General features: G+C 60.4%; 11 protein-coding genes. 4 read left to right on the forward strand and 7 right to left on the reverse strand.

The features are described 5' to 3' along the window. Positions 1 to 185 precede the first annotated feature (185 nt). Entirely contained in the window at positions 186 to 1982 is a 1797-nt protein-coding gene (gene narX / locus K5E19_RS05505; protein WP_221550322.1) for a nitrate/nitrite two-component system sensor histidine kinase NarX, read from the forward strand. Further along, on the forward strand, positions 1975 to 2625 hold the full coding sequence (gene narL, locus K5E19_RS05510; protein ID WP_028018756.1) for a two-component system response regulator NarL: 651 nt from the start codon (positions 1975 to 1977) through the stop codon (positions 2623 to 2625). The genes narX and narL overlap by 8 nt, the downstream gene beginning before the upstream one ends. Position 2626: 1 nt before the next feature. On the opposite strand, the gene K5E19_RS05515 is transcribed toward narL, so the two are convergent. The 7 genes from K5E19_RS05515 to nasR form a co-directional block, all read right to left on the reverse strand. Next, positions 2627 to 4033, reverse strand: coding sequence for a YchO/YchP family invasin (locus K5E19_RS05515; RefSeq protein WP_221550323.1), 1407 nt, complete (start codon positions 4031 to 4033; stop codon positions 2627 to 2629). A gap of 75 nt (positions 4034 to 4108) precedes the next feature. Continuing rightward, complete coding sequence (locus tag K5E19_RS05520; protein ID WP_221550324.1) at positions 4109 to 6607, reverse strand: nitrate reductase; 2499 nt, start codon at positions 6605 to 6607, stop codon at positions 4109 to 4111. Beyond that, on the reverse strand, positions 6604 to 10590 hold the full coding sequence (nirB, locus tag K5E19_RS05525) for a nitrite reductase large subunit NirB (protein ID WP_221550325.1): 3987 nt from the start codon (positions 10588 to 10590) through the stop codon (positions 6604 to 6606). Before nirB ends, K5E19_RS05520 begins: the two co-directional genes overlap by 4 nt. Positions 10591 to 10603: 13 nt before the next feature. After that, entirely contained in the window at positions 10604 to 11392 is a 789-nt protein-coding gene (locus K5E19_RS05530) for an ABC transporter ATP-binding protein (protein WP_042715167.1), read from the reverse strand. A gap of 9 nt (positions 11393 to 11401) precedes the next feature. Continuing rightward, positions 11402 to 12280 carry a nitrate ABC transporter permease gene (gene ntrB, locus K5E19_RS05535; protein WP_221550326.1) on the reverse strand — a complete coding sequence of 293 codons (879 nt, stop codon included), beginning with the start codon at positions 12278 to 12280 and terminating at the stop codon, positions 11402 to 11404. A gap of 2 nt (positions 12281 to 12282) precedes the next feature. Continuing rightward, the gene (locus tag K5E19_RS05540) at positions 12283 to 13530 is read right to left on the reverse strand and encodes a CmpA/NrtA family ABC transporter substrate-binding protein (protein WP_221550327.1); all 1248 of its coding nucleotides are present in this window, start codon (positions 13528 to 13530) and stop codon (positions 12283 to 12285) included. Positions 13531 to 13757: 227 nt separating this feature from the next. Further along, positions 13758 to 14942: a nitrate regulatory protein NasR gene (gene nasR, locus K5E19_RS05545; protein WP_221550328.1), complete on the reverse strand. Its 1185-nt coding sequence runs from the start codon at positions 14940 to 14942 to the stop codon at positions 13758 to 13760. A 73-nt stretch (positions 14943 to 15015) separates the two neighbouring features. On the opposite strand from nasR, the gene K5E19_RS05550 reads away from it, so the two are divergent. Next, positions 15016 to 15369, forward strand: a complete 354-nt coding sequence (locus K5E19_RS05550; protein ID WP_010432934.1) for a DsrE/DsrF/TusD sulfur relay family protein — start codon at positions 15016 to 15018, stop codon at positions 15367 to 15369. A 106-nt stretch (positions 15370 to 15475) separates the two neighbouring features. After that, positions 15476 to 17260 carry a methyl-accepting chemotaxis protein gene (locus K5E19_RS05555; RefSeq protein WP_221550329.1) on the forward strand — a complete coding sequence of 595 codons (1785 nt, stop codon included), beginning with the start codon at positions 15476 to 15478 and terminating at the stop codon, positions 17258 to 17260. Positions 17261 to 17384 lie beyond the last annotated feature (124 nt).

Raw genomic sequence — 17384 nt, forward strand, 5'->3', positions numbered from 1 at the left:
AGGAGAAAGGGGTAAAAAAGACGTGGTTTTTCACGGTGCTGAGCCATCCCGACTACTCCCTCCCCCTAACCGTTACCCCACCGGCAATTTAGAGGTAATCCTTTATTGGTATGGGTATACTCCCGGGTATGCACCAGAATAGCGCCATTCCTGCAGTCAGGTCACGTCAGGAGCCCGGCAACACCATGTTAAAAAGATGTCTATCCCCGCTGACGCTGGTTAACCAACTGGCGCTTATTGTCTTGCTGTCCACCGCGATCGGTGTGACGGGCATGGCGATTTCCGGCTGGCTGGTCCAGGGCGTACAGGGTAATGCGCATGCCATTAACGAGGCAGGCTCACTACGCATGCAGAGTTATCGTCTGCTGGCCTCGGTGCCCTTAACGCAGGACGACCAGAAGCTGATCGACGATATGGAGCATACGGCTTTCAGCCCAGAGCTGGAAAGCGCCGCCATTCGTGCTGGTCAGAAATCCCAGCTCAAGGCCCTTCAGGGCTACTGGCACACGCAGCTGGAGCCAGGCTTAAAGCAGGCGAACAGCCCTGACGCCGTCGCGCGCGACGTTGCCGGTTTCGTCTCACGCATTGACGCGCTGGTCTCTTCTTTCGATCAAACCACCGAATTACGCATTGACCGGGTGGTAATGATCCACCGGGTGATGGCGCTGTTTATGGGCCTGCTGCTGATTTTCACCATCGTCTGGCTGCGCGCGCGGCTGCTGAATCCCTGGAAGCAGCTGCTGGCAATGGCACGCGCTGTAACGAACAGAGATTTTACCCAGCGCACGCATATTAGCGGGCGTAACGAGATGGCGATGCTCGGCCAGGCGCTCAATACCATGTCGGGAGAGCTGTCTGAAAGCTACGCGGTACTTGAACAACGGGTTCAGGAAAAAACCGCCGGGCTCGAACAGAAAAACGAAATTCTCTCTTTCCTGTGGCAGGCCAACCGCCGTTTGCACATGCAGGTACCGCTTTGCGAGCGCCTCTCGCCGGTGCTGAACGGCCTTCAAAACCTGACGCTGCTGCACGATCTGGAACTGCGGGTCTACGACGTTGAAGACGAAGAGAATCATCAGGAATTTACCTGTCAGTCGGACATGTCCTGCGATGATAAAGGCTGTCACCTTTGCCCGCGGGGTGTGCCTCCGTTAACGACGACGGGCACTACGCTTAAGTGGCGTCTGACGGACAGCCACACCCAGTACGGCATTCTGCTGGCCACCCTGCCCGCCGGAAGGCATCTGAGCCACGATCAGCAGCAGCTGGTGGATACGCTGGTGGAACAGCTCACGGCCACGCTGGCGCTCGACAGGCATCAGGAAAAACAGCAGCAGCTGATTGTCATGGAAGAGCGCGCCACCATTGCGCGAGAGCTGCATGACTCCATCGCCCAATCGCTCTCCTGCATGAAGATGCAGGTCAGTTGCCTGCAGATGCAGGACGCGGAGATGCCGGAAAGCAATAAGCAGCTCCTGAGCCAGATCCGCAACGAGCTGAACACCTCATGGGTTCAGCTTCGTGAGCTGTTAACCACTTTCCGATTGCAGCTGACCGAGCCGGGCCTTCGCCCCGCGCTGGAGTCCAGCTGCCAGGAATTTAGCGCCCGGCTGGGGTTCCCGGTGAAGCTCGACTACCAGCTTCCGCCGCGTTTTGTCCCCTCTCATCAGGCCATTCATTTACTGCAGATCGCCCGCGAAGCCCTGAGCAACGTGCTCAAACACGCCAGCGCGACGGCGGTAACGGTAACCGTCAGCCAGCATAATAATCAGGTGAAGCTGACGATTCAGGACGACGGCTGCGGCGTGCCGGAAAATGCCGAGAGAACCAACCACTATGGTTTAATTATCATGCGAGACCGCGCGCAAAGCCTGCGCGGTGATTGCCAGGTTCGCCGGAGAGACACGGGTGGCACGGAAGTGGTCGTCACCTTTATTCCCGAAAAACCGCTTACAACTGTCCAAGGAGAACACCATGACTAATCAGGAACCGGCATCCATCCTGTTGATTGACGACCATCCCATGCTGCGCACCGGGGTGAAACAGCTGGTCAGCATGGCGCCCGATATTACCGTCGTTGGCGAAGCCAGCAACGGCGAACAGGGTATTGAGCTTGCCGAAGCGCTCGATCCTGATTTGATCCTGCTCGATCTCAACATGCCGGGCATGAACGGTCTGGAGACGCTGGACAAGCTGCGCGAAAAATCCCTGTCTGGGCGCGTGGTGGTGTTTAGCGTGTCGAATCACGAGGAAGACGTGGTGACGGCGCTGAAGCGCGGCGCGGACGGCTACCTGCTGAAAGATATGGAGCCGGAAGATCTGCTCAAAGCGCTGCAGCAGGCCGCTGCCGGAGAGATGGTGCTGAGCGAAGCCTTAACGCCGGTACTGGCCGCCAGCCTGCGCGCCAACCGCGCAACCTCAGACCGCGACGTGAGCCAGCTGACCCCGCGTGAACGCGATATTCTGAAGCTGATTGCCCAGGGCCTGCCGAACAAAATGATCGCCCGCCGTCTGGACATCACCGAAAGCACGGTGAAAGTGCACGTGAAGCACATGCTGAAGAAGATGAAGTTAAAGTCCCGCGTCGAAGCCGCCGTGTGGGTCCATCAGGAACGCATTTTTTAACTTACTCATCCGGCAGCAGCTTCCACCGTGGATCCTCGTTGGGCAATGCGACCAGCGGTTGAACCACCGTTAGCGCGATCTCATTGGAAGAGACGCGCTGCCCGTCTTTATCTTCCGCGATCACCGACAGCCGCCACTGGTTAGTTGCGCCCTCAGCGTTATCCCATGCGGGCATAATGACGCTCCAGCCGTCGCTGCTGGTACTGTCAGCCGGTGCGGTCAGGCTCAGCGCCTGCGTATCACCCTGCCAGTGCAGCTGACGAATACCATGCTTGCTGCGTATTTGCAGCTTCAGCATAACGGTTTCGCCCCCTTTAAGATCCCACGGCGGCGTTGCCAGATAGACCGACAGCGTTTTGCGCTGGCGGAACTCCATGACCGGCAGGTTCTCCCGCTCTGGCGAATCGTAGCGACTGCCGCGCAGCGAACGCGTCACAGCCACTTCGCTGGCGGACAGCTGTTTGACCAGGGGCACGCCAAACCGATAGTTGAGCTTAAGCCCGAGGTTATTCTGGCTGACGCCGCTTTCTCCCTGCTTATGGGCCGCCGTCAGGGTCACCAGCGGAACGGGGGTATAGTTGAGTCCCAGATTCACCGCCATCGGGTTGTGGTAGCCGGTTCCGCTGTTAAACAGGTCGACGTTATCGCCAAAATACTGTTCAAAACTGACGCTGGTATTCAGATGATGGAACCACGGCAGCCAGGCTTTAGCGGTGATGTCATACCCGCGCGCCATTCGCTGCTCCTGCAGGTCCGCGCTGTCGCGCCAGCTGGCGAACGGCTGATAGTAGTTCGCCGACAGGCGTAGATTTCGCCCCCACGCTTCTGCCCCCAGCCCGGCGCGCTGCAGGTTTTCCTCAAGCAGGTTATCGTAAAAGGTGTTATAGCCCAGCAGCCAGTCTCCGGCGACCCAGCGCTGGCCAATCCCGGCATTGCTCACCAGACCGTCCGTCTGTTGCGTCAGGCCCAGCTGGCTCCAGCTCAGGTAACGATTGTTGTCGTTCCAGGGAATAAACCAGCTTCCGCTGCTGCCATTGAAATTGCCGTCATCGTCCACCAGCACATTCACGCTGGCGTTACCCCAGGGGGAAAGCCAGGATTCAATCTGCTCATTCACTTCACCGCTCACGACATCCCGAACCTGACCCAGTGCGAACTGTTTCGCCTGCTCGCCTGTCGTCAGGCCGTTGTCGGTCATACTGGCTTCGCCAAAGGCTTTCGCCATTTCAGCAAGGTGCTTTTCGCCCTCGCCTGTTGGGGCTGCCATACCGAGATCGGGTAAGCTGTCGCCGTTATTATCAAACGGATTTTGCGCTTGCTGCATAAAGGAATTCGGCGCACCGTGAACGGCTCCGGCCAAAATAAAGGGGAGTAAAAAAAACGAACGGAGAGGTAAAGAAACAGTCATCAATGGCGTAAGTAATACCCGGTGCTTACGTAAGAACACCGGATACCATAACGCTATTGCTCCACTTTTGCAGCCTTAAGGGGAATTTTCCGGAATTTCCTGAAACATTGTTTTGAGCTCGGGCACGCACGAACCGCAGTTCGTTCCGCAGCGCAAACGTGCCCCCAGCGCCGAAATGGAATCGCACCCTCCGCCAATCGCCTCGCGTATCGTTTTTTCCCCGACGCTGAAACAGCTACAGATAATGCGACCCGGATCCACCACCTCCCCCACGCCCTGCCCGTTCAGGAGCGCATGACGCGCAGCGGGCGTTAAGGGGGGCGACTGAAAAGCCGCTTCAATCACCGGGTGCGCCAGCTCCGGTCGCGCGGTTCCTTCCCAGAAGGCGAGCATCAGCTCGCCGTTATGCCAGGCCAGCACGCTGCTACGCTCGCCGGTCTGCGCTACCTGCAGCTGCCAGCCCCTGCCGCTGGCGTAATCCATGACCCATGGCAGGAACGGTTTATCACCCGCCAGCGTCAGGCGAGACGCTTTGCGCCACCAGTGCACGAAGGACGGTAGTTCCGGTAAGTCGCGCGCGTATAGCTCTCCCTGCCAGCCCGGCTGCCAGGGCAGGATCCTGACGGCGGTTTGTTTACTCTCCGGCTGGCCTGAAACCGGGTCAACGCGGCCTTCCACCAGGGCATTGACCTTCCCCTGACGGGAAAATTGCGCATTCCAGTGCATCGGGAGAAACAGCTCTCCCGCCTTCTGTGCATCGTTAATTTGGATCCGGGCAACCATCACCCCGCGCGGGGAAGCAATTCGCGCTAATTGCCCCGCGCACACTCCATATCGAGCGGCGTCTGAACGGCAGATGTCAACCAACGGCTCGGCGATATGCTGCATTAATCGTGCGACGTATCCCGTGCGGGTCATGGTATGCCACTGGTCGCGAATACGCCCGGTGTTGAGCATCAGCGGGTACAGGGTATTGATCCCCGCGGCGGGCAGCGATGGGATAACCGGGACAATCCGTCTGCGGGGAAAATGACCGGCGCACCACTGATAAGGCTCCAGCGCATCCCACTCCTCGCGGCTTAGCGTCGCCAGTTCACCCAGATTGAGCGCGCGCTCGCCGTTGTTTTCAAACGCCGTTAGCGCCGCATGTTCACAAAAAATATCCCGCGGATGTTCCCAGGCAAAGGCTTCATCATAGCCCAGCCTTTTAGCGACCTGGGCAATAATCCACCAGTCCGGCTTTGCCTCGCCCGGCGCGGGCAGAAACGCGCGCTGGCGCGAAATGCGCCGCTCTGAGTTGGTTACCGTACCGTTTTTCTCGCCCCAGCCCAGCGCCGGAAAACGAATATGGGCAAACCGGCTGGTGTCCGTCTCCTGCATCACCTCGGAAACGATCACCAGCGGACAAGCCGCCAGCGCCTGACACACCGCGTGGCTGTCCGGTAGCGATACGGCGGGGTTGGTCCCCATGATCCACACCGCTTTCACCTCGCCGCGGGCGATGGCGTCAAACAGTTCCACCGCCATCAGGCCTGGCGTCTGCGCCAACCGCTCGGTTCCCCAGAAACGCGCCACCCGCGAGAGATCGTCCGGCTCGAAGTTCATGTGCGCCGCCAGCTGGTTCGCCAGCCCGCCCACTTCCCGCCCGCCCATGGCGTTTGGCTGTCCGGTCAGCGAAAACGGGCCGCAGCCCGGACGGTTGAACTTCCCGCTGGCAAGATGGACGTTGATGATGGCGTTGCACTTGTCGCTGCCGCTGGTGGACTGGTTGATCCCCATGGTGTAGAGCGTGATGGCGCGAGGTGCCGTCATAAACCAGTCGTAAAAGGTGCCGATTTCCTGCGGCGAAAGACCGCAAAATGCCGCCACGCGCTCAACGGACCACTCATCCGCTCCCTGAATCAGGTTCAGCAGGCCGACAAATAATCCGGCATCGCTCCCCGGGGCAAGCGCCAGATGCAGATCGGCGATATCGCAGGTGGCGGTACGGCGCGGGTCAATCACCACCATCTTCATCTGCGGATTGTTGTGCTTTGCCTGCACCAGCCGCTGATACAGCACCGGATGGGTCCATGCAGCGTTGGATCCCACCAGCACCACCAGATCGCTGTTTTCCACATCCTCATAGCTGCACGGCACCACGTCTTCGCCGAAGGCACGCTTGTAGCCGACCACCGCCGAAGACATGCAGAGCCGGGAGTTGGTATCAATGTTTGCCGCGCCGATAAACCCTTTCATCAGCTTGTTGGCGGCATAGTAATCTTCGGTTAACAGCTGCCCGGAGGCGTAAAACGCCACCGCCTGCGGCCCCCATTTGTCGATGATCTCCCGCAGGCGCTCACCTGCCGCCCCCAACGCCTGCGACCAGCCCATCTCAACACCGTCAACAACGGGGCGCAGCAATCGCCCCTGTAACCCCGTCGTTTCCCCCAGGGCCGATCCTTTCACGCACAGGCGGCCAACGTTCGCAGGATGCGTTTCGTCCCCCCGAACGCTTACCGCTCCACCTTCCACGCGGGCGATTACGCCGCAGCCAACCCCGCAGTAGGGGCACGTTGTCCGGGTTTCCGTCATGAGGCCTCCGCACGCATCACTATCGCGTCGTTCCCGACCCACACCTTGCCGTTTTCAATTTTTACCGGCCAGGCGCGTACCGCAGGTTCACCGTTATCCACCTGGCAGCCATCGCGCAGGCGAATCCGCTGCTTGTAGAGCGGAGAGATAACGACCGGCTCGCCCGCCGCATCGCCGAGAATGCCGCGTGAAAGCACGTTCGCGGTGCTGCCCGGCTCCAGGTCGTCGAGGGCGTAAACTCGCTGTCCGAAACGGAACAGTGCGATCGGCTTGCGGCCCAGACGCGCGCCAATGCCCGCCTGCTCGGGAATATCGTCGATGCCGCAGATTTCCTGCCAGCGCTTGCTTTCATCCGACGGCGCGGCGTTCACCGCGGTGCGGAACAGCGCCAGGCGATTGGTATCGCTGAGCGTGGTTTGCCATTCGCACTGATACGTCTCTACCACCCGCGCCATCTCCAGCTCCAGCTCGTGGGCGATACCCAGGCTGTCGTTGACGATCACCTCGCGCAGATAGTCGAGGCCGCCTTCCAGGTTGTCCATCCAGGTGCTGGTGCGCTGCAGGCGATCCGCCGTGCGGATGTAGAACATCAGGAAACGGTCGACGGTGCGGATCAGTGTTTCGTCGTCAAGGTCGCTGGCAAAAAGGTCCGCATGGCGCGGCTTCATGCCGCCGTTGCCGCACAGGTAGAGGTTCCAGCCCTTGTCGGTGGCGATCACTCCCACGTCTTTGCTCTGCGCCTCTGCGCATTCGCGGGTACAGCCTGAGACCGCCATTTTGATTTTATGCGGCGCGCGCAGGCCCTTGTAGCGGTGCTCCAGCCTGACCGCGAGACTGGTGGAGCCCTGCACGCCGTAGCGACACCAGGTCGACCCGACACAGGATTTCACCGTACGCAGCGATTTGCCGTAGGCGTGTCCGGTTTCAAACCCGGCCTCAACCAGCGCCTGCCAGATCTCCGGCAGCTGTTCGAGGGTGGCGCCAAACAGATCGATACGCTGCCCGCCGGTGATTTTGCTGTAAAGGTCATAGCGTTTCGCAATCTGGCCGATGGCGATCAGCCCGTCGGCGGTCACTTCCCCGGCGGGCATGCGCGGCACGATGGAATACGTCCCGTCCTTCTGGATGTTGGCAAAGTAGCGGTCGTTGGTGTCCTGCAGCGGCAAGTGTGCCGGTTTCAGCAGATACTCGTTCCAGCAGGAGGCGAGCACCGACCCCACCAGCGGCTTGCAGATTTCGCACCCATGCCCCTGCCCGTAGCGGCTAATCAGTTGGTCAAAGGTGCGTATATGGTTGACGCGCACCAGGTGGTAAATCTCCTGGCGCGAGTACGGGAAGTGTTCGCAGATGTCTTTTTTCACCTCCACGCCCTGCGCCGCCAGCTGGTACTCCATCACCTGCTTCACCAGCGCGCTACAGCCCCCGCAGCCGGTCGCCGCTTTGGTGCACTGCTTGATGGCACCGATATCCGTTGCCCCCGCGCTCACCGCCTGGCAGATATCGCCTTTGCTGACGTTATGGCACGAACAGATCTGCGCGCTTTCCGGCAGCGCCGCCACGCCGAGCGCTTTTGGCGCACTGCCTGACAACGCGGGCAATATTAGCGTTTCCGGCTCTTTTGGCAGGCTGATGCCGTTAAGCATCATCTGCACCAGCGTGGCGTATTCGCTGGCATCACCCACCAGCACGCCGCCGAGCAGCGTTTTGCCGTCGTGGCTGACCACGATTTTCTTGTAGATTTGCTGCGGGCCGTGCGTCCACTGGTAGCTCAGCGCCCCCGGCGTGCGCCCGTGTGCGTCGCCGAACGAGGCCACGTCCACGCCCAGCAGCTTGAGTTTGGTGCTCATATCCGCACCGGTGAAGCTTTTATCCTCACCCGCCAGCGCGGCGGCGGCCACCCGCGCCATCTGATAACCCGGCGCGACCAGACCGAAGATTTTCCCTTCCCACAGCGCGCATTCACCGATGGCCAGCACGTCCGGATCGGAGGTGTGACAGCCGTCGTCAATGCAGATCCCACCGCGTTCGCCGATAGCCAGCCCGCTGCTGCGCGCCAATGCGTCCTGCGGACGAATGCCGGCAGAAAAGACCACCATGTCCGTTTCCAGCTGTTCGCCATCGGCAAAGCGCAGCACCAGCCCGCCGTCCGTCGACGCAATTTCCGTCGTCGCTTTACTGGTGTGAACGCCAACGCCCAGCGCCTCGATTTTCCTGCGCAGCATCGCCGCGCCGTCGCCGTCGAGCTGGACCGCCATCAGATTGGGCGCAAACTCCACCACGTGGGTTTCCAGCCCGAGTTGCTTCAGAGCGTTCGCCGCCTCCAGCCCCAGCAGGCCGCCGCCAATCACCACGCCGCGACGCGAGTCCTTTGCATGCGCGGCAATATTATCGAGATCGTCGAGGGTGCGATAAACAAAGCAGCCCGGCAGATCGTTGCCCGGAACCGGTGGGACGAAGGGATACGAGCCGGTCGCCAGCACCAGCTTGTCCCAGTGGGTTTCATGCCCGCTGGCGGTACGCACCACGCGCGCGTCACGGTCGATAGCGACGACCTGCTGCGACAGGCGCAGCTCAATGCCGCTGTCAGCAAAGAAATCCCCCTCCACCAGCGAGAGCGACGCCGCGCTGCGGCCGCCAAAATATTCCGACAGATGCACGCGGTCGTAGGCGGCATAGCGCTCCTCGCCAAAGACAACGATCTGATACTGCTGATACAGATTGCGGTTAACGCAGTCTTCGAGGAAATGATGGCCGACCATACCGTGCCCAACCACCACCAGAGTAGGTTTTGTCATAGCGTTCTGTCCTGCAACCTGCGGTTGCGTAGTGAAACGATCGAACAGCCAGTCCGCACATGCGGGCGCAGCCGTTGCCAGTAAATCGGTAAATGTTGCCGCGCTGCGGCAGTCGCCCATCAGCAGCACGCCTGCCAGCGCCCCCTGATGGATCAGTAAACGTCGATAGTGACGGGTCAGCGGATCCCATGTGCTCCAGACCACGTCGCCCTCCTGCTCTGCCGCGCGCCCAAGGCTGAACAGCTCTACGCCGGTCACCTTGAGGCGCATACCGTTGTCGATGAGGGAAAACGGCGCGGTGACGTCGCCGGCCAGCTGTGCGGCGAGGATATCCGCCTGCGCCATGCAGGGGGCGACCAGGCCAAAGGTCTGGCCGTCAATCTCGCAACACTCGCCGATGGCGTAGACGTTCGGTGCGGAGGTTTGCATCCGGGGATCCACCACGATGCCGCGCGCGCAGCGAATACCGCTGGCCTGCGCCAGCGCAACGTTGGGCTGCACGCCGGTTGCCAACACCACGCGCGCGGCGGCGACGCTGCGCCCGTTGAGCAGCGTCACGCGACCACCGTTAATGGCCGCGATGCCTGAAGAAAGCTCGCAGCGCACGCCCCGTGCCGCCAGCGCCTCTTCCAGCAGCATGCCCGCCTGCTGGTCCAGCTGCTGCTCCATTAGCCACGGACCGCGATGAACGAGCGTGACGTTGTCACCTGAGCGCGCCAGGGCTGCCGCCGTCTCAACCCCGAGCACGCCGCCGCCCAGCACCACCGCCGGACCGGCGATCGCCTGAATGGCCCGGGTATCCTCCAGGGTACGGAACGTGAATACGTGCGGCGCATCGCTGCCGGGAATGGGCGGAACAAAGGGCGTTGACCCTGTGGCGAACACCAGCGCATCCCAGCCCAGCGTGCGGGCGGTGGTTTGCACTTCCCGCGTATCCACGTTTAAGGCGATCGCCTTTTCGCCCCGCAGCACCGTCACGCCGCGCGCCTGGTACCAGTCGTCATTCTGAAGGCAGATACCCGCCGCCGCTTTTTCACCGCCCAGTACCGGCGAGAGTTGGATGCGGTTATAGGCATGCTCCGGCTCGTCACCGACGACGGTGATAGCGAAACGACCGGAAGCACGCCCGGTGAGCGAGGCAATCAGGCGGGTGGCCGCCATGCCATTACCGATAATGACCAGTCGCATCAAGGCCCCCTCGTTACGCCGCTTTCGGCTGCTTTTCATAGAGGAAATGCAGGATCTGCTGGCGCATGTGGTGGTAGCGGCTGTCGTCCGCCAACTGCACCCGGTTGCGCGGGCGCGGCAGGTCAACGCGCAGGATCTCCCCGACGGTGGCCGCCGGGCCGTTGGTCATCATCAGCACGCGATCGGAGAGCAGTACCGCCTCGTCCACGTCATGGGTAATGAGCACGATGGTGGTGTTCAGCGCCTGCTGGATCTGCATCACCGAGTCCTGCAGATGGGCGCGCGTCAGCGCATCGAGCGCGCCGAAGGGTTCATCCATCAGCAGCACTTTCGGCTTCATCGCCAGCGCGCGGGCAATGCCGACGCGCTGCTTCATGCCGCCGGAGATCTCCCCCGGGCGCTTGTGCAGCGCGTGTCCCATCTGCACGCGGTCGAGGTTGTGCTCAATCCACTCTTTGCGCTCGGCCTTGCTCATGGTGCGACGGAAGACCTGATCCACCGCCAGCGCCACGTTGTCGAAGCAGGTCAGCCACGGCAGCAGGGAATGGTTCTGAAAGACCACCGCACGTTCCGGACCCGGCCCGGCGATTTCGCGGTTGTCACAAATCAGCCCCCCTTCCGTCGGCAGCGTGATCCCTGCGATAAGGTTTAGCAGCGTCGATTTGCCGCAGCCGGAATGGCCGATCAGGCTGACGGTTTCGCCCTCGTGGATATCAAAAGAGACGTTTTGCAGCGCCAGAAACTCGCCGCTGGCGGTGGAAAAACGCTGGCTCACAGCCTGGACCTGAATTAATGGTTTCATGTTCGCTCCTTATTTTTCCTGCCAGCTAAAGCGGCGGGCAATCAGCATCAGCCCCTGCTCCAGCAGCAGCCCGACCACGCCAATGATGACGATGGCGATGAGAATGTTTTCGACGTTGAGGTTGTTCCACTCGTTCCAGATCCAGAAACCGATCCCCAGCCCCCCGGTGAGCATCTCGGCGGCGACAATCACCAGCCAGGCGATGCCGATAGAGAGGCGCACCCCGGTCAGCACCGCGGGCAGTACCGCCGGGAAGAGAATGCGGCGCATGATGGTCCACTCGGATAGCTGCAGCACCCGGGCGACGTTAAGGTAGTCCTGCGGAATACGGCGCACGCCCTCAGCGGTGTTGATCACCATCGGCCAGATGGAGCAGATAAAAATGGTCCAGCTCGACGCGGGCTCCGCTTTTTGAAACAGCAGCAGGCCGATGGGCAGCCAGGCCAGCGGGCTAACCGGGCGCAGCAGCGCAATCAGCGGGTTGAACATGCGCGAGAAAAAGGTGAAGCGGCCAATCAAAAAGCCCAGCGGAATGCCCGCCAGCGCTGCCAGCCCAAAGCCGATGGCGACGCGCAGCAGTGAAGCAAGTACGTTCCAGCCAATGCCCATATCGTTTGGCCCGTCGCGGTAGAACGGATCGGCAAACAACGTGATTGCCGAGTCCAGGGTACTCAGCGGCGTCGGGAAGCCTTTGCTGTTGATGGCCGCCAGTTGCCAGAGCACCACCAGCAGCCCGAGGCCGAGCAGCGCCGGAATCACGCGCTGCAAAAAATCGTTCATGCGGCGCGCAAACGCGGGCGTGCGGCGGCGAACCTGTAGCGGAGGCAGGACAATCACTTCTCCGCTCTCCGACGTCTCTTGTGGTTTCGTGTTTTGCAGATGCTGCATAATCAGGCCCCTTTACGGTGAATGGCGAAACGGCTGGCGTACCCTTCCGGATCGGTACCGTTCCAGACGGTACCGTCCATCAGCGTGCTGCTGCGGTACGGTGATGACGGCGTGGACATGCCGCCGACGGCGGTAGCGGCATCCTGCCAGACCGAGGTTTGGTTAATGCGCTGCGCAATGCCCGTGTAGTCCGGCGCGGCTTTGAGCAAGCCCCAGCGACGGAACTGAGTCAGGAACCACATTCCGTCAGAGAGATACGGATAGCTGACGGCCCCCTCGTTGAAGAAGCGGATCGGGTGCGCGTCCTGCCAGCGCTGGCCCAGGCCGTTGTCGTACTCGCCCAGCATCCGTCCGGTGAGGTACTGCTCTTTGCAGTTGAGCCACGCCCGGCGGGAGAGGATCCGCGCGGTCTCGCGCTTGTTTTCCGGGGAAGCGTCGATCCAGCGCGCAGCCTCCATCACGGCGCTCACCAGCGCCCGCGCGGTGTGCGGATTTTTCTCCACCCAGTCGCGGCGCGTGCCGAGGATTTTTTCCGGATGGTCGGCCCAGATTGACTGCGACGTGGCGGCGGTGAAGCCGATGCGGTCGTTAATCGCCCGCGCGTTCCACGGCTCGCCGACGCAAAAGCCCACCATGTTGCCAATGCGCATGTTCATCACCATCTGCGGCGGCGGTACCACCACGGTCCGGATATCGTCGAAGGGGTTAATGCCCGCGCTGGCAAGCCAGTAGTAGAGCCACATGGCGTGCGTCCCGGTCGGGAAAGTGTGCGCGAAGGTGTAGGTTCCCGGCGCGTGCTGGCCAATCAGCTTTTTCAGCCCGTCGAGTTCGTGAACGCCCTTCTCCGCCAAATCGCTTGAGAGCGTAATGGCCTGACCGTTCTGGTTGAGGGTCATCAGGTTCGCCATCTGCTGCGGCTTGCCCGCGATCCCCAGTTCCAGCCCATACAGCAGGCCGTAGAGAATGTGCGCGGCATCCAGCTCGCCCGCCACCAGCTTGTCGCGCACCGCCGCCCAGCTCGCCTCCTTGGTAGGCACGATGGTGATGCCGTATTTTTTATCAAACCCTTTCAGCGCCGCGATAACCACCGGGGCACAGTCGGTCAGCGGGATAAACCCGATGCGCACCGTTTCCTGCTCCGGTTTATCCGAGCCTGCCGCCCATGCGGAATGCATGACACCCGGTAACAGCATTGCGCCACTCGCCAGCATGCTGGCCTGCAAAAATCGCCGTCTCGACAAATCCGCCATAACCGCTCCCGAAAAAAAGCAAAAAAAAAGCGCCCGCCGTGCCGGAGCACCGCTGGACGCCTTTATCCCGAAGACTGATGCACCGCCGTTGGCGCACCGTCAAAAATGGTTAATTGTATAATGCAAAGTGAATGCCAGGTTTAATGCCCCTGTTTCTGAGGCGATAACCCGCGTTGCCTCGCGTTTACGCACCTCAATCAGGCACTAAATGCCCACTGATTGTGCAGCTACTCCTTTGGTGTTAGCTGCCACACGCTCTTCACCATAAGCAACGCCTGGGCGATATCCACCATGCGCTGGTTCTTGTCCATCGCCATTTTGCGCAGCGTCGTCCAGGCCTGCTCTTCGCTCATGCCCTGATGGGTCATCAGCACGCTTTTGGCTTTATCAATGGTTTTGCGCTCCTCAAGCGTATCGCGGAGCGATGCCAGCTGGCGGGAGAGCTGCTCTATCTCCCGCGCCTGCTGGCGAACCAGCAGCAGTAAGGGTTTATCCGGGTAAAGCGCAAGTGGATCGTCATGCTCATCGCTCCGCATCGTGGCTTCACCGGACGCCTGAATCGCGTCATCCACTGCCACCATTAGATCTGCAATGACGATCTCTTCAAGCGCGCGCAGATGCTCAAGACGCGAGGTTTGCAGGGCAAACCAGTTCAGCGCGGTATTGCCATTGTCAGCGGCGGGTTGGCGGGTGCAGGCGACGCGCCGGAGTTGCTCTGTTTCTCGGTCGGGCTGACAGTGTTGGGTAAAGGTGTTCTGCACCTCCCCGTGGCTGTGGGATAAAAAGATCTCAAAGCAGGCCTGCTGCCCGTCAATCCTGTCGACCAGTCGCTGACGGGTTTCATCATTGAAAAACCCCTGCGTGAAGCCTATCGCCCCGAGTGCCCGCTCTTGCCCTACCAGCTCTTTGCCCTGCATCAGGCTATAAAGGGCGACAAAACGCCCCGCGATTTGCGGATCGTCAATGCTGTCATTGAGTTGCGGTACGATACTGAGCAGATGGCGAAGCATCCGGCAGTAATGATCCATTGCCTGAGGTGCCGTTATGCTTTGGGTGTCTATCCCGTCACGCAGCAAAGGCAGTGTTTCCAGGCTGAGTAACGCACAGGCGACGCGCTCACAAACGCCGCTCCCCGAGACCGGAAGTTGTGCGTCGAGCATGGCCTGCAGCGCGGTGAGGTTTTCATCCACCAGCCCACGACTGGCTTTGCATTCGGGGGCATACAGCTTACCCTGGGAGCAGAGCCAGACATTGGATGCCCCGCGTTCGCACTGGAGCATGTGCACAAGGCGGCTGATACCGTTAACCAGCACGCCCAGTGCAGCCAGTCTGCCGAGCTGCTCCCGGCGAAGGAATGTCGCGCGCTGGAACCACTCGGTTGCCGCGGGTGAACTGCCCGCCATTAATGTCATGCTTACTCTCCCGGGTAGCGAATCTCCTGGAGAGATAAGCAATATTCGTGCCTTTCAAACAACAGGAGTCAACATGCAGAAGATTGTGATCGTCGCCAACGGTGCGGCCTACGGCAGCGAATCCCTTTTCAACAGCCTGCGGCTGGCGATAGCGCTGCGTGAAAAAGAGAGCGCGCTTGAGCTACGTCTTTTTTTGATGTCGGACGCCGTCACCGCGGGGCTGAAGGGACAAAAACCCGCCGAAGGGTACAACATCCAGCAGATGCTGGAGATCCTGACCGCGCAAAATGTGCCGGTCAAACTGTGTAAGACCTGCACAGACGGGCGCGGCATCACCGGGCTGCCGTTGATCGATGGCGTCGAGATTGGGACGCTGGTTGAGCTGGCCGAGTGGACCCTGACCGCCGATAAAGTATTAACTTTTTAATAATAAACCCGTAAAAATATTATTTTCTTATGGACGCGGTTTCAGCATCAAGTTTACCTGCGCGGCTGCCGATAGGCATGGAAACAACACAGCAGGTATTTCACTTATGTTCAGATCCATTCGTGCCCGTATTATTGCCGCGACGACAGGTTGTCTGGTCGTCGCCCTTCTTCTCAATACCGTTATTAATTTCCAGGTCACGCGCCAGGATAACCAGCAGTCGCAGCGCGATATTCTGACCAGCACCAGTGCCAGCCATAACATGGCGATTGCGGACTGGGTTAAAAGCAAAATGACGGTGATTGCCTCCGCGCAGAGCATCGCGCTGGCTGACGATCCCGTTCCGGTATTTAAGCAGCTTGCTCAGGCTGGCGGCTTCACCAACGTCTATGTCGGCTACGCCAGCAAAACGGCGAAGTTCTCCGACCCGGCGGGCGTCCCGGCGGATTACGACCCTACGATTCGTCCCTGGTATCAGCAGGTGGTGAGCACTGATGGCCCGGTCGTGACCGCCCCCTACGTGGACGCAGGCACCGGGAAACTGGTGGTGACCTTTGCGGTGCCGGTGAAGGAGAACGGTGCGCTGAAAGCGGTTGTGGCAGGCGACGTGGCGATGGATAGCGTGGTGGCTAACGTACGCGGTATTCACCCGACGCCGGCCAGCAGCGGGTTACTCCTTGATAGCGATGGCACGGTGATTGCCGCCAGCGATCCGGCGCTCACGCTCAAACCTTTCGCTGAAACCATCAAAGGGACCGATTTTGCGGCGCTGAAAAGCGGTAGCCTGGTTGAGGGGACGTTCAACGGCAGCGAAAAAACCTTCCTGGCGACCGCCGTGCCGGGCACGCACTGGATGCTGGCTGTGGCGCTCGATAACGATGATGCCACCTCCGGCATGCGCTCGCTGCTGAAAGCCTCTGCGCTGTCTCTGGTGATCCTCGCTCTGCTGAGCGGCGCGATTGTTCATTTCCTGATCGCCCGCCTGTTGAAGCGTTTGTCCGATATTCGCGACGCCATGAATAACATCGCAAACGGCACTAATGACCTTTCACAGCGCCTGCCGGACAGCGGCGATGACGAAGTGGCGCAAATCGCCCAGGCGTTCAACGCTTTTAGCGATAAGCTCTCGGTCGTCATGGTTCAGCTGCGCGACGCCAGCGCGTCGGTGAAAAATGCGGCGCAGGAAATCGCAGCCGGTAACCAGGATCTCTCCGGGCGCACTGAGCAAGCGGCGTCAAGCCTTCGCGAAACCGCCAGCGCCGTCGAAGAGATCACCGCCTCCGTCACCCAGTCAAATGAATCGGCGGCAGAAGCGAACGAGCAGGCAAGCAAAGCCTCTGCTGCAGCGTCGCGCGGAGGTGAAGTGGTTTCTCAGGCTATCAGCACCATGCAGTCTATTGAGGTGGCCTCGGCGAAGATTGGCGATATCACCAGCGTGATCGACGGCATTGCTTTCCAGACCAACATTCTGGCGCTGAATGCCTCGGTCGAAGCGGCGCGCGCGGGCGAACAGGGCCGCGGTTTCGCGGTGGTGGCAGGAGAAGTGCGTAACCTCGCCAGCCGCAGCGCTCAGGCGGCGAAAGAGATCAAATCCCTTATCGATTCCACAACCGACAGCGTGGCAACGGGTTCGCGCTACGTGCATCTGGCCGGAGAAAGCATGGATGAGATCCGCTCCAGCATCGGTAGCGTCTCGGGCATTATGCGTGAAATCTCGATAGCCACCAGCGAGCAGATGAAAGGCATTCACGAGATCAACCACGCGGTAACGCATCTGGACAGAATGGTTCAGCAGAACGCCGAACTGGTGGTGCAGTCTGCCGCAGCGGCCAGCGCGCTGCAGAGTCAGGCGGGCGACCTTGCTGAAACCGCCGGCCATTTCCGCATATAATTTTCTTCTGGCGCGGGTTAACCGGGTAAAACACGCGCCAGCTGAATGCTTTCAGGCATTTTGTCATTTTTGTTTAATCGTTATGCCATTTTTTGATCAAAATCATCATCCTTCCCCCTCCCCT

It is taken from the genome of Enterobacter sp. RIT637 (assembly GCF_019718755.1).
Lineage (GTDB): Bacteria > Pseudomonadota > Gammaproteobacteria > Enterobacterales > Enterobacteriaceae > Enterobacter.